This is a genomic window from Actinospica acidithermotolerans, assembly GCF_018139625.1.
Classification (GTDB): Bacteria; Actinomycetota; Actinomycetes; order Streptomycetales; family Catenulisporaceae; genus Actinospica; species Actinospica acidithermotolerans.
Map to the genome: position 1 here is coordinate 1 of NZ_JAGSOH010000169.1, position 12,059 is coordinate 12,059.

The following is a 12,059-nucleotide window of genomic DNA, read 5'->3' on the forward strand; positions in this document are numbered from 1 at the left end:
GTCTCGGAGACCGCCTCCCGCCCCCCGCGGCCATTCGCGCGAGCGGCCCTGCGAAAGCTAAAGTACCTTCATGTCCACGGACCATCTCACCACCACAGGGGCGGCGCGCCCGCGCGTGCTCAGCGGGATCCAGCCCACCGCCGACTCCTTCACCCTCGGGAACTACCTCGGGGCGGTCCGGAACTGGGTGGCCATGCAGGACGACTACGACGCGTTCTACATGGTCGTCGACCTGCACGCGATCACCGTCGAGCAGGACCCGGCGACGCTGCGCCGGCGCACCCGGGTGGCCGCGGCCCAGCTGCTCGCCGCCGGCCTCGACCCGCAGCGCTGCGCCCTGTTCGTGCAGAGCCACGTGCCCGAGCACGCGCAGCTCGGCTGGGTGATGAGCTGCCTCACCGGCTTCGGCGAGGCCTCCCGGATGACGCAGTTTAAGGACAAGTCGGCCAAGCAGGGCTCCGGCGCGGCCAGCGTGGGCCTGTTCACCTACCCGATCCTGCAGGTCGCCGACATCCTGCTCTACCAGGCGAACTACGTCCCGGTCGGCGAGGACCAGCGCCAGCACCTCGAGCTCAGCCGCGACCTCGCGCAGCGCTTCAACGGCCGCTACGGCAAGACCTTCACCGTGCCCGAGCCGTACATCGTCAAGGACACCGCGAAGATCATGGACCTGCAGGACCCGGGCGCGAAGATGTCCAAGTCCGCCGAGTCCCCGGCCGGCCTGATCGAACTGCTGGCCGACCCGAAGGTCAACGCCAAGAAGATCCGCTCCGCGGTGACCGACACCGAGCGCGAGATCCGCTTCGACGAGGTGAGCAAGCCCGGCGTCTCCAACCTGCTGCGCATCTACGCGGCGCTCGGCGAGCGGAGCATCGCCGACCTCGAGCAGGAGTACGTCGGCAAGGGCTACGGCGACCTGAAGAAGGACCTCGCCGAGCTCGTCACCGAGACGTTCACGCCCTTCAAGGAGCGCACCGAGCAGTTCCTCGCCGACGAGGGCAAGCTGGACGCGATCCTCGCCGAGGGCGGCGAGAAGGCGCGCGCCGTGGCCGCGAAGACCCTGGCCGAGGTCTACGAGCGGATCGGCTTCGTGCCGCGGTGACCACCATCGGGATATCGCTGGAGATTCCGGAGCCGTACGGCACCGGTCTGCGGGACCGGCGGGCCTCCTACGGCGATCCCCAGGCGGAGTTCGTGCCCACCCACGTGACGCTGCTGCCGCCGACGGAGGTGGACGCGGAGGTGCTCCCCGAGGTGGAGGAGCACCTCGAGAAGGTGGCCGGGGCGACCGCGCCGTTCCGGATGCTGCTGGCCGGCACCGGCACCTTCCTCCCGGTCTCCCCGGTGGTGTTCGTGCAGATCTCCCGGGGCCTCGCCGAGTGCGAGGCACTGGAGGCGAAGGTCCGCGACGGCGTGCTGGAGCGGGACCTGAAGTTCCCGTACCACCCGCACGTGACCGTGGCGCACGACCTCGACGAGCCGCACCTCGAGTTCGCGATGGCCGACCTGGCGGACTATCAGGCGGAGTTCGACCTGGACCGGCTGAAGCTGTACGAGCAGTGCCCGGACGGCACCTGGCAGGTGCTGCGCGAATTCGCGTTCGAGGACGCGGAGGCCTGAGGACACCCCGCATTCACCTCGCGCGCCGCCGCGGTCTATAAGCTCGAAGGGTGCAGACGAGGATCCCGCGCGTGCTCGTCGAACGTTTTCGAAAGATCTCCGAACACGTCGAACGAACCCGCGTCTACCGCGCGTATCACCGCTACGGTGTACAGCGCGGCGCCCGGCTCGCGGCCGCCATGACGTACACGGCGTTCCTGTCGATCTTCCCCGCACTGGTCCTCGCGATCGCGATCGCCACGGTCTTCCTGGGCGACGGCGGTGTCAAGCGCGTCAACGACTACATCGACAAGCAGCTGCCCGGCCTCGCGGAGAAGTTCTCCCTCAACGGCGTCGTCGCCAACGCCGCCACCGTCGGCCTGATCAGCGGAGTGATCCTGCTCTGGTCGGCGCTGAGCTGGGTCAACACCGCGCGCGGCAGCATGCGGATGATCTGGGGCGTGGACGACATGCCCGGCAACTACTGGGGCAGGAAGGCCCTGGACCTGGTCTCGCTGGTCGGCCTCGGCACCATGTTCGCCGTCGTGATCGCCGCCTCCAGCCTGACGACCGGCTTCGCCGAGACCGTGCTGCGCTGGATGAACATCGAGGACTCCACGCCCGCGAAACTGGGACTGCAGGCCCTGGGCGTGGTCATCAGCCTCGTCGCCCAGACGGCGATGTTCGCCTACCTGCTCTCCGGCATCCCGCGCCTGTACATGCCCCGCTGGATCCTGCTGCGCACGGCATTCGTCGCGGCCCTGGTCTTCGAGGTCACGAAGGGCCTGGTCACCTCGTATGTGACCCGCGTCGCGGGCAAGTCCCTCTACGGCGCGTTCGGCGTGCCGATCGCGATCCTGATCTGGTTCAACCTGACCTTCCAGATGCTGCTCGCCCTCTCCGCCTGGACCGCGACGAGGACCGAGGAGGAGCTGGCCAAGCGCAGCGGCGCCGAGCGGCCGTTGACCACCGTGCGAACTTCTGACTAAAGTCAGAGGTATGGAGAAAGCGCTCCTCGACGGCGTGCGCAGGTTCAATCGCACCGTCACCCAACGCGTCGGCGCCCTCAACGACGCCTACCTCAGCCGCAGTCGCCCGCTGGGCCAGGCCCGCGTGCTGTGGGAGATCGGCGGGGGAGGGGGCGGCGGAGCGGCCGGCTGCGAGGTGCGCGCGCTCCGAAGCCTCCTGGACCTCGATTCCGGCTACCTGAGCCGCCTGTTGCGCGCCCTGGAGACCGACGGCCTCGTCACCGTCACCACGGATGCCGCGGACGCACGCGTGCGCACAGCGCGCCTGACGGACGCCGGGCGCGCCGAGGTGGCCTACCTGAACCAGGCCTCTGACGACCTGGCCGCCGAGATCCTCGCCCCGCTCAACACCAAGCAGCGCGAGCGCCTGGTAGCCGCGATGGCCGACGTCGAGCGCCTGCTGACGGCCTCCCAGGTCGAGATCGCCGTCACCGACCCGCGGCTACCGGCGGCCCGCCACTGCCTCACGACGTACTTCGACGAACTGGCCGAGCGCTTCGACGACGGCTTCGACCCCGCCCTGGGCATCTCCGCGAGCGACGCCGAACTGACGATGCCCGCAGGCCTGCTGCTGGTAGCCACCTTGCACGGCGACCCCGTCGGCTGCGGCGCCCTCAAGTTCAGCCCGGCGGACCGCGGTGCCGCGCACATCAAGCGCATGTGGGTGGACCAGGACGTCCGCGGGCTAGGCCTGGGCCGCAGGCTGCTCGCCGAACTGGAGGCCCAGGCGGCGTCCCACGGCGCGACCGTAGTCCGGCTCGACACCAACAAGGCCCTGGCCGAGGCGATCGGCATGTACCGCGCCGCGGGCTACCGGGAGGTGGACGCCTTCAACGACGAGAAGTACGCCCACCACTGGTTCGAGAAGGTCCTGTAGGCGGCTGTCAGGGCTCGTGCCGGGACCGTTGTGCGTGGCAGAGGGCTGATTGACCGGAGTGTGACGCGCCGACCTATGCGGCCGTGATCAGCTCGGCGATCAGGGCCCGCACCCTGCGCTCGATCTCGTCGCGGATCGGGCGTACGGCCTCGATGCCCTGGCCCGCGGGGTCGTCGAGCCTCCAGTCGAGGTACCGCTTGCCGGGGAAGACCGGGCAGGCGTCGCCGCAGCCCATGGTCACGCACACGTCCGACTCCCGCACCGCGTCCACCGTCAGCATCTTCGGCTGCTCGCCCGAGATGTCGATGCCGACCTCGCGCATCGCCTCGACCGCGACTGGATTGACCCGCTCGCCCGGCGCCGAACCCGCCGAGCGCACCTCGATGCGTCCCTCGCCGAGGTGCGCGAGAAACCCTGCGGCCATCTGCGAGCGGCCGGCGTTGTGCACGCAGACGAAGAGCACACTGGGCTTGTCGGTCACGACGAACTCCTTGCGGGGAAGAGGACGAGGACGATCAGGGCACCGATTCCGGCGCCGACGATCTGAGCGATCACGAAGCCGGGGACCGACGAGGGCTCGATTCCGGCGAAGGTGTCGGTGAACGCGCGGCCGATGGTCACGGCCGGATTGGCGAAGCTGGTCGACGAGGTGAACCAGTAGGCGGCGCCGATGTACGCGCCGACGGCCGCCGGGACGTAGGCGCCGCGGCCGCCGCGCGGCAGCGCGAAGATCAGCAGGATGAGGCCGGCGGTGGCGACGATCTCGCCGAGCCAGAGCGCGGTTCCGGTGCGGGCATGCGTCGACGCGGTGGCCGCGGGCAGCGCGAACATCAGGTTGGCCAGGACGGCGCCGCCGATCCCGCCGACGATCTGCGCGGGAACGTACACGAGTACCGCGCTCAGACGTGTGGCGCCCGGGCTGTCGCGGGGACCGAGTACGTGGTCCACGAGCGTCACGACCGGGTTGAAGTGCGCGCCGGAGACAGGAGCGAAGATCAGGATGAGCACGGTCAGGCCGAGGGCCGTCGCGATCGAGTTCTCCAGCAGTTCGAGCCCGATCTGACCGGGCGAGAGCCGGGCGGCCATGATGCCGGAGCCGACCACGACCGTCACCAGCAGCCCGGTGCCGAGCGCTTCGGCCAGCGCGCGGCGGGCCAGGTTTCGGCGCGTCAGGTCGCGGGCCGCGGCGGCGCGGGCCGGGTCCGCGGACACCGGTCGCTGGGCCAGGTCTCCGGTCACGGCGCGGCCGCCGTCACGCCGGCTGCTTCCGCCGCTGCTTCGGTCACGTCGGCGGCGATCGCCGAGTCGGAGGGGGTCGTCGCAGCGCGGGCGGACGGCGTCGCATCACCGGCGGACGTCACGCCGTCGGTCGCCAGGAGCGCGCCGAGGTTCTTCAGCGCGTCCGGGAGCACCCAGTAGTAGACCCACGTGCCGCGCCGCTCGCTGTCGATCAGGCCGGCCTCGCGCAGGACGCGCAGATGGTGGCTGATCGTCGGCTGGGAGACGTTGAACGCGCTGGTCACGTCGCAGACGCACGCCTCGCCGCCCTCGAACGAGGCGATCAGCGACAGCAGTCGCAGGCGTACCGGGTCGGAGAGCGCCTTGAAGACGCCGGCGAGCGACTTCGCGTCGTCCTCGCCCAACGGCCGGCGGACCATCGGCGTGCAGCAGTCCGGGGACTGCAGGACGGGAAGCTGTTTATTCGACACGCGTCTATGTTGACAGTCATCGATACAGGAGGCAAGCTCGGCTGTATCGATGACTGTCTATCCAGGCCGTCCATCCAGGAAAGGGTGTCCGCCATGTCCCGTGTGCAACTCGCGCTGCGCGTCGCCGACCTCGAAGGCTCGATCGCGTTCTACAGCAAGCTCTTCGGCACCGAGCCGGCCAAGCGCCGTCCCGGATACGCCAACTTCGCCATCGCCGAGCCGCCGCTCAAGCTCGTGCTGCTCGAAGGCGACGCCGCGCAGGACGGCCGGGACGCGCCCACGCGGCTCGACCACCTCGGCGTCGAGGTGGCGGAGCCCGCGCAGGTCGCCGCGGCCACCGCGCGGCTCTCCGGCGCCGGATTGGCCACCGCCGAGGAGGAGAACGTCAGCTGCTGCTATGCGGTGCAGGACAAGGTCTGGGTGACCGGCCCCGGGCGCGAGCGCTGGGAGGTATACACGGTGCTCGGCGACGTGCTTCCGGAGCTCGAGGGCCGTTCTGCGGGTGCGATGGCGTGCGACGGCCAGACGGCCTGCTGCGGAGCCTGACCGCGCGGAAACTTCTACCGGCTGTAGGAGTTTCCCGGGTGCGAGGTAGCCTTGGTGCCATGCGACTCTCCCGACGTGCCTCCTGGCTCCTGATCGCGTTCGCCGTCTGGTCGTGGATTATCTGGGTCACGCTGATCAAGAACATCAACGCGGACCCGAGATCCTGGAACGGCAACAGTCCGACCGGCTTTCTCATGGTGCACGTCGTGCTCGCGATCATCTCGCTCGTGATGGGCACGGCGATCGGCTGGCTCGGCTGGAAGGGGCTGAAGGCGTCCAGGGCTGCCGCTCAGGCCGCCGCCGCGGCTCCCGCCGAGGTTCCGGCGGCCGCCGCTGCGCAGGCGGGTTCGGACGCGGCGGAGGAGAATGCGGAGAAGCAGCCGCAGCAAGCGTGACCTGCCGAGCCCGGGTGCAGGCGTCGAGCGGCGGTCGGCGAGGAGGTCGGCTATGCGCGTCACGTTCGATGCCGAGGACAACGTCGGCTACATCCACTTCGTCGAGGAGCCGATGCCCGACCGGTCCGCCCGGCGGATCGTCGCGGAGGACGAACGCGGCTCGGCCGTGGTCCTCGACTTCGACGGCGAGGGCCGGCTGATCGGCGTCGAGCTGCTCAGCGCCCGCCGCCAGCTGCATCCCGACCTGCTCGGCACCGCCGACCGCGTCGGCTGAGGCGCGGAAGACGGAAGAAGCTCGGGGCCCGGCCGCTGCTGCGGCCGGGCCCCGAGCCGTTCCCGGGCTGCCGCCCGGCTGTGCTGCTACCGCGTCAGAGCGTCAGACGCGGCGGGTGATCAGCGCGCGCTTGACCTCGGCGATCGCCTGGGTGATCTGGATGCCGCGGGGGCACGCCTCGGTGCAGTTGAAGGTGGTGCGGCAGCGCCACACGCCCTCGCGCTCGTTGAGGATCTCCAGGCGCTCCTCGGCCGCGTCGTCGCGCGAGTCGAAGATGAAGCGGTGCGCGTTGACGATCGCGGCGGGGCCGAAGTACTGGCCGTCGGTCCAGAAGACCGGGCAGGACGTCGTGCACGCCGCGCACAGGATGCACTTGGTGGTGTCGTCGAAGCGGTCGCGGTCCTTCTGCGACTGCAGGCGCTCCTTCGTCGGCTCGTTGCCGTGCGCGATGAGGAAGGGCTTGACGTCCCGGTAGGCCTGCAGGAACGGGTCCATGTCCACGACCAGGTCCTTGATCACCGGCAGGCCCTGGATCGGCTCGACCGTGATCGGCTTGTCCGGGTTCAGGTCCTTGACCAGGCTCTTGCACGCCAGCCGGTTGCGGCCGTTGATGCGCATCGCGTCGGAGCCGCACACCCCGTGCGCGCAGGAGCGGCGGAAGGTCAGCGTGCCGTCCAGCTCCCACTTGATCTGGTGCAGCGCGTCCAGGATGCGCCAGGTCGGCAGCGCCTGGACCTGCCACTCGTCCCAGCGGGTCTCCTCGGTTTCCGGGATGTACCGCTTGACCTGGACGGTGATGGTCATGAACTCCGGGTCGGAAGTTGCTGCGGGCATTTCAGTACTTCCTCACCATCTGAGTGCTCTGCCTGGTAGCGCGTCCCATGTCGGTGAGTGCCATGTCAGTACTTCCTCACCATCGGCTGGTAGCGCGTGACCACGACGGGCTTCCAGTCCAGACGGATGTCGTAGGACCCGTCCGCACCGGCCTCGCGGTACGCCATCGTGTGCTTCATGTAGTTCTCGTCGTCGCGGTCCTGGAAGTCCTCGCGGGCGTGGCCGCCGCGCGACTCCTTCCGGTTCAGCGCGCCGACGACCAGGACCTCGGCGAGGTCGAGCAGGAAGCCCAGCTCGACGGCCTCGAGCAGGTCGGTGTTGAACCGCTTGCCCTTGTCCTGCACCGAGACGTTCCGGTAGCGCGCCTGCAGCGCCTTGACGTCGTCGTAGGCCTGCTTGAGCGTCTGCTCGTTGCGGTAGACGCCCGCGTTGTCGTCCATGGTCCGCTGCAGCTCGGTGCGGATCGCGGAGACCTTCTCGGTGCCCTGCGAGGAGCGCAGGCCCTCGATCAGCGCGACGACGTCCGCGGCGGCCGACTCCTCGGCGATCGGGACCAGCGGCGCGTCCTTGACGAACTCGGCGGCGGCCAGGCCGGCCCGGCGGCCGAAGACGTTGATGTCCAGCAGCGAGTTGGTGCCGAGCCGGTTCGAGCCGTGCACGGAGACGCAGGCGACCTCGCCGGCCGCGTACAGGCCAGGGACGACCGTCTTGTTGTCGCTGAGCACCTCGGCCTGCACGTTGGTCGGCACGCCGCCCATCGCGTAGTGCGCGGTCGGGTAGACCGGGACCAGCTCCGTGGTCGGCTCGACGCCGAGGTAGGTGCGCGCGAACTCGGTGATGTCCGGGAGCTTCTCCTCGATCTGCTCGGCCGGAAGGTGCGTCAGGTCCAGGTACACGTAGTCCTTGTGCGGGCCGGCGCCGCGGCCCTCGCGCACCTCGAGCACCATCGAGCGGGCGACGATGTCGCGCGGGGCGAGGTCCTTGATGGTGGGCGCGTAGCGCTCCATGAACCGCTCGCCCTCGGCGTTGCGCAGGATGCCGCCCTCGCCGCGCGCGCCCTCGGTCAGCAGGATGCCGAGGCCCGCGAGGCCGGTCGGGTGGAACTGGTAGAACTCCATGTCCTCCAGCGGCAGGCCCTTGCGCCAGATGATCCCCATGCCGTCGCCGGTCAGGGTGTGGGCGTTCGAGGTGGTCTTGAAGACCTTGCCGAAGCCGCCGGTGGCGAAGATGACCGCCTTGGCGCGGAAGATGTGGATCTCGCCGGTGGCCAGCTCGTAGGCCACCACGCCCGCGGTGCGCTTGACGCCGTCCTCGTCCGGCTCGCCGAGCAGCAGGTCCAGGACGTAGAACTCGTTGTAGAACTCGATGCCCTCCTTGACGCAGTTCTGGTACAGCGTCTGGAGGATCATGTGGCCGGTGCGGTCCGCGGCGTAGCACGAACGGCGCACCGCGGCCTTGCCGTGGTCCCTCGTGTGGCCGCCGAAGCGGCGCTGGTCGATCCGGCCTTCCGGGGTACGGGAGAACGGCAGGCCCATCTTCTCGAGGTCGAGGACCGCGTCGATGGCCTCCTTGCACATGATCTCGGCGGCGTCCTGGTCGGTGAGGTAGTCGCCGCCCTTGACCGTGTCGAAGGTGTGCCACTCCCAGTTGTCCTCCTCGACGTTGGCCAGCGCGGCGCACATGCCGCCCTGGGCCGCGCCGGTGTGGGACCGGGTCGGGTAGAGCTTGGTGAGCACGGCGGTGCGCGAGCGCGTGCCGGCCTCGAGCGCGGCGCGCATGCCGGCGCCGCCCGCTCCGACGATCACGGTGTCGTACGTGTGCACCTGGTACGCGCCGCGGGTCGAGGGCGCCGTGATCATCTCGGTGTACGTGTAGTTGAACTCGTCACCCTTGGCGGCCGAGGCTTCTACGTTCGTGTCAGTCATGGAGCGCGCCCTAGGCCTTGAGGTTGGGGGTGAACGTGAGCAGGACCAGGCTGCCGAGGACGACCATCAGGATCGCCGCGAAGTACAGCAGCGACTTCAGGACGAAGCGGGTGCCGTCCTTCTCCGCGTAGTCGTTGATGACCGTGCGCAGGCCGTTGACGCCGTGCAGCGTGGCCAGCCAGAGCGTGAGCAGGTCCCAGACCTGCCAGAACGGCGAGGCCCAGCGGCCGGCCACGAAGGCGAAGTCGATCTTCTCGACGCCGCCGTCGAGCACCAGCATGATGAACAGGTGGCCGAGGACCAGGAAGGTCAGCAGCAGGCCGGAGAAGCGCATGAACAGCCAGCTGTAGAGCTCGAAGTTCGTGCGCCCGGCCCGGGAGGTGCGGCGCGAGCGCAGCTTGTGCGGTTCCTTGGGGGAGCGCGGGGCGTCGATCGCCGGGGTCGTGGACGTCGTCATCTCGACTGCTCCGTTCCTAGTAGCCGAAGATCGTGTGCAGCGAGTGCGCGACGATCGGGTAGAACATGCCGGCCATCAGGACGGCCCAGACGCCGACGACCCACCACAGCAGCTTCTTCTGGAGCCGCGGGCCCTTGGCCCAGAAGTCCACCGCGATGATCCGCAGGCCGTTGAAGGCGTGGAAGCAGATCGCGGCGGTCAGGCCGTACTCCATGAAGTTGACGACCGGGTTCTTATAGCTGTTGATGACGCTGTTGTAGTCGCCCTGTGAGACGCGCAGCAGCGAGGCGTCGAGCACGTGCGCGAAGAGGAAGAAGAAGATCAGGACGCCGGTGATGCGGTGCGCCACCCAGCTCCACATTCCCTCGCGGCCGCGATAGAGCGTGCCCTTCTTCCGGGTCCGGGAACTCGTCCCCGCGCCAGACGTTGTTGTGGCCATGGGCTACCCGTCGCCGCCTTCCATAGGTCGTCGCGTCCTCGTCGGCGTCAGAGTAACCACAGCCAGGGGTGATCCAATGACCATCAGAGGGGGTTTGTGAGCGAACTCGCATCGGACAATATAGGACAATTACCATCACTAGTGGATCTCGTGGGTGTGTGATTCGCGCGACAGTCGGGGCTTGGCATGCCCGGAATGCGGCCTTACGTGTGAGCGGAACCGCGACCTGACGGACCCGGCCCTCGGGGCCTCGAGGGGTATGGCGAGGGTGGCTACCGGTCGGTAGGCTCCGGCACGGAGGCGACGCGCGCCTACCGAGGCCATTCCTGGATGGGGTACACGATGACGTCTGCCATGAACGAGTCCGGGCTCCCGATCGAGCCCGTGTACGGGCCCGCGGCGCTCGAGGGCTGGAACCCGGCCGAGAAGCTCGGCGAGCCCGGCCGCTACCCGTTCACCCGCGGCGTGTATCCGTCCATGTACACGGGCCGCCCCTGGACGATGCGGCAGTACGCGGGCTTCGGCACCGCGGCCGAGTCGAACGCGCGCTACAAGCAGCTGATCGCGAACGGCTCGATGGGCCTGTCGGTGGCCTTCGACCTGCCCACCCAGATGGGCTACGACTCGGACGAGCCGATCGCGCAGGGCGAGGTCGGCAAGGTCGGCGTCGCCATCGACTCCATCGAGGACATGCGCACCCTGTTCGGCGGCATCCCGCTGGACCGGGTCTCCACCTCGATGACGATCAACGCCCCCGCCTCGATCCTGCTGCTGCTCTACCAGCTCGTCGGCGAGGAGCAGGGGGTGTCGGCCGACCAGCTGACCGGCACCATCCAGAACGACATCCTGAAGGAGTACATCGCCCGCGGCACGTACATCTTCCCGCCGGCGCCCTCGCTGCGGCTCGTCTCGGACGTCTTCGCGTACTGCCAGCGCGAGATCCCGAAGTGGAACACGATCTCCATCTCGGGCTACCACATGGCCGAGGCCGGCGCCTCGCCCGCGCAGGAGGTGGCGTTCACCCTGGCCGACGGCATCGCGTACGTGCGCGCCGCCATCGAGTCCGGCCTCGACGTGGACGAGTTCGCCCCGCGGCTGTCCTTCTTCTTCGTGGCCCGCACCACGCTGCTGGAGGAGATCGCGAAGTTCCGCGCCGCCCGCCGGGTCTGGGCCCGCATCATGCGGGACGAGTTCGGCGCGAAGAACCCCAAGTCGCAGATGCTGCGCTTCCACACCCAGACGGCCGGCGTGCAGCTGACGGCGCAGCAGCCCGAGGTCAACCTGATCCGCGTGGCGCTGCAGGGCCTCGGCGCGGTGCTCGGCGGCACCCAGTCGCTGCACACCAACTCCTTCGACGAGGCCATCGCGCTGCCGACCGAGAAGGCCGCGCGCCTCGCGCTGCGCACGCAGCAGGTGATCGCCTACGAGACGGACGTGACGAAGACCGTCGACCCCTTCGCCGGCTCGTACGTCGTCGAGTCGATGACCGACGGCCTCGAGGCGGAGATCGACCTGCTGCTCGGCCGGATCGAGGACCTCGGCGGCGCCGTCTCGGCGATCGAGCAGGGCTTCCAGAAGGCCGAGATCGAGCGCTCGGCGTACCAGATCACGCAGGAGATCGACGGCGGCGAGCGGACCGTGGTCGGCGTCAACCGCTTCACCCTCGACGAGGAGGAGCCCTACGAGCCGCTGCGGGTCGACCCGACGATCGGCGAGCAGCAGGCCGAGCGGCTCGCCCGGCTGCGCTCCGACCGCTCGAAGGACGACGTCACCCGCGCCCTGGACGACGTCAAGCGCGCCGCCGCGGGCAGCGGGAACGTGCTCTACCCGATGAAGGAGGCCCTCAAGGCCTGCGCGACGGTCGGCGAGGTCTCGCACGCGCTGCGGGAGGTCTGGGGGACGTACGTGCCTGTCGATTCGTTCTGATCGGGTCTAAGGCCCGATGTGGGTGGGGCGGGGGCCGGTAAGGCTGATGG

Annotated in this window: 14 protein-coding genes and 1 pseudogene; 8 read left to right on the forward strand and 7 right to left on the reverse strand. The window is 69.3% G+C overall.

Annotated elements, in window-relative coordinates; all coding sequences use genetic code 11:
• The first annotated feature begins 70 nt into the window (after positions 1–70).
• The 4 genes from trpS to KDK95_RS31855 are packed head-to-tail and all read left to right on the forward strand — an operon-like array spanning position 71 to position 3,504.
• Positions 71–1,102, forward strand: a complete 1,032-nt coding sequence (gene trpS / locus KDK95_RS31840) for a tryptophan--tRNA ligase (RefSeq protein ID WP_212522060.1) — start codon at positions 71–73, stop codon at positions 1,100–1,102.
• Positions 1,099–1,620 carry a 2'-5' RNA ligase family protein gene (locus KDK95_RS31845; protein ID WP_212522061.1) on the forward strand — a complete coding sequence of 174 codons (522 nt, stop codon included), beginning with the start codon at positions 1,099–1,101 and terminating at the stop codon, positions 1,618–1,620. Before trpS ends, KDK95_RS31845 begins: the two co-directional genes overlap by 4 nt.
• Positions 1,621–1,670: 50 nt before the next feature.
• Positions 1,671–2,588 (forward strand): YihY/virulence factor BrkB family protein, encoded by a 918-nt coding sequence (locus tag KDK95_RS31850; RefSeq protein ID WP_212522062.1) that lies wholly within the window; start codon positions 1,671–1,673, stop codon positions 2,586–2,588.
• Positions 2,589–2,598: 10 nt separating this feature from the next.
• Complete coding sequence (locus tag KDK95_RS31855) at positions 2,599–3,504, forward strand: bifunctional helix-turn-helix transcriptional regulator/GNAT family N-acetyltransferase (protein WP_212522063.1); 906 nt, start codon at positions 2,599–2,601, stop codon at positions 3,502–3,504.
• 73 nt (positions 3,505–3,577) lie between these two features.
• Here the strand turns inward: KDK95_RS31855 and KDK95_RS31860 are convergent, their stop codons facing one another.
• The 3 genes and pseudogenes from KDK95_RS31860 to KDK95_RS31870 form a co-directional block, all read right to left on the reverse strand.
• Positions 3,578–3,985, reverse strand: coding sequence for an arsenate reductase ArsC (locus KDK95_RS31860; RefSeq protein ID WP_212522064.1), 408 nt, complete (start codon positions 3,983–3,985; stop codon positions 3,578–3,580).
• The gene (locus KDK95_RS31865) at positions 3,982–4,677 is read right to left on the reverse strand and encodes an aquaporin (RefSeq protein ID WP_212522072.1); all 696 of its coding nucleotides are present in this window, start codon (positions 4,675–4,677) and stop codon (positions 3,982–3,984) included. Before KDK95_RS31865 ends, KDK95_RS31860 begins: the two co-directional genes overlap by 4 nt.
• A 149-nt stretch (positions 4,678–4,826) precedes the next feature.
• A pseudogene (locus tag KDK95_RS31870) lies at positions 4,827–5,162 on the reverse strand (ArsR/SmtB family transcription factor); the annotation flags it as partial.
• Positions 5,163–5,306: 144 nt separating this feature from the next.
• Between KDK95_RS31870 and KDK95_RS31875 the strand changes: the two are divergent.
• The 3 genes from KDK95_RS31875 to KDK95_RS31885 are packed head-to-tail and all read left to right on the forward strand — an operon-like array spanning position 5,307 to position 6,428.
• Entirely contained in the window at positions 5,307–5,759 is a 453-nt protein-coding gene (locus KDK95_RS31875) for an ArsI/CadI family heavy metal resistance metalloenzyme (RefSeq protein WP_212522065.1), read from the forward strand.
• A gap of 59 nt (positions 5,760–5,818) precedes the next feature.
• Positions 5,819–6,154 (forward strand): SCO4848 family membrane protein, encoded by a 336-nt coding sequence (locus tag KDK95_RS31880; RefSeq protein ID WP_212522066.1) that lies wholly within the window; start codon positions 5,819–5,821, stop codon positions 6,152–6,154.
• A 52-nt stretch (positions 6,155–6,206) separates the two neighbouring features.
• Positions 6,207–6,428: a DUF2283 domain-containing protein gene (locus tag KDK95_RS31885; protein WP_212522067.1), complete on the forward strand. Its 222-nt coding sequence runs from the start codon at positions 6,207–6,209 to the stop codon at positions 6,426–6,428.
• 102 nt (positions 6,429–6,530) lie between these two features.
• Here the strand turns inward: KDK95_RS31885 and KDK95_RS31890 are convergent, their stop codons facing one another.
• From KDK95_RS31890 to sdhC, 4 genes are all read right to left on the reverse strand, one after another.
• Positions 6,531–7,262: a succinate dehydrogenase iron-sulfur subunit gene (locus KDK95_RS31890; RefSeq protein WP_212522068.1), complete on the reverse strand. Its 732-nt coding sequence runs from the start codon at positions 7,260–7,262 to the stop codon at positions 6,531–6,533.
• Positions 7,263–7,327: 65 nt separating this feature from the next.
• A complete protein-coding gene (gene sdhA / locus KDK95_RS31895) occupies positions 7,328–9,121 on the reverse strand; it encodes a succinate dehydrogenase flavoprotein subunit (protein ID WP_212522074.1) in 1,794 nt (597 codons plus the stop codon).
• Between the two features lie 76 nt (positions 9,122–9,197).
• Complete coding sequence (locus KDK95_RS31900) at positions 9,198–9,644, reverse strand: succinate dehydrogenase hydrophobic membrane anchor subunit (protein WP_212522069.1); 447 nt, start codon at positions 9,642–9,644, stop codon at positions 9,198–9,200.
• Positions 9,645–9,660: 16 nt separating this feature from the next.
• A complete protein-coding gene (sdhC, locus tag KDK95_RS31905) occupies positions 9,661–10,083 on the reverse strand; it encodes a succinate dehydrogenase, cytochrome b556 subunit (RefSeq protein ID WP_212522070.1) in 423 nt (140 codons plus the stop codon).
• Between the two features lie 342 nt (positions 10,084–10,425).
• Here sdhC and KDK95_RS31910 point away from each other — a divergent pair, with 342 nt between their 5' ends.
• Positions 10,426–12,009: an acyl-CoA mutase large subunit family protein gene (locus KDK95_RS31910; protein WP_212522071.1), complete on the forward strand. Its 1,584-nt coding sequence runs from the start codon at positions 10,426–10,428 to the stop codon at positions 12,007–12,009.
• Positions 12,010–12,059 lie beyond the last annotated feature (50 nt).

Coding starts and splice junctions, on each gene's coding strand:
- KDK95_RS31855 (WP_212522063.1), top strand. CDS start 2,599: ATGGAGAAAGCGCTCCTCGACGGCGTGCGCAGGTTCAATCGCACCGTC.
- KDK95_RS31900 (WP_212522069.1), bottom strand. CDS start 9,644: ATGACGACGTCCACGACCCCGGCGATCGACGCCCCGCGCTCCCCCAAG.
- sdhC (WP_212522070.1), bottom strand. CDS start 10,083: ATGGCCACAACAACGTCTGGCGCGGGGACGAGTTCCCGGACCCGGAAG.
- KDK95_RS31885 (WP_212522067.1), top strand. CDS start 6,207: ATGCGCGTCACGTTCGATGCCGAGGACAACGTCGGCTACATCCACTTC.
- trpS (WP_212522060.1), top strand. CDS start 71: ATGTCCACGGACCATCTCACCACCACAGGGGCGGCGCGCCCGCGCGTG.
- KDK95_RS31910 (WP_212522071.1), top strand. CDS start 10,426: ATGACGTCTGCCATGAACGAGTCCGGGCTCCCGATCGAGCCCGTGTAC.
- KDK95_RS31890 (WP_212522068.1), bottom strand. CDS start 7,262: ATGCCCGCAGCAACTTCCGACCCGGAGTTCATGACCATCACCGTCCAG.
- KDK95_RS31880 (WP_212522066.1), top strand. CDS start 5,819: ATGCGACTCTCCCGACGTGCCTCCTGGCTCCTGATCGCGTTCGCCGTC.
- sdhA (WP_212522074.1), bottom strand. CDS start 9,121: ATGATCACGGCGCCCTCGACCCGCGGCGCGTACCAGGTGCACACGTAC.
- KDK95_RS31875 (WP_212522065.1), top strand. CDS start 5,307: ATGTCCCGTGTGCAACTCGCGCTGCGCGTCGCCGACCTCGAAGGCTCG.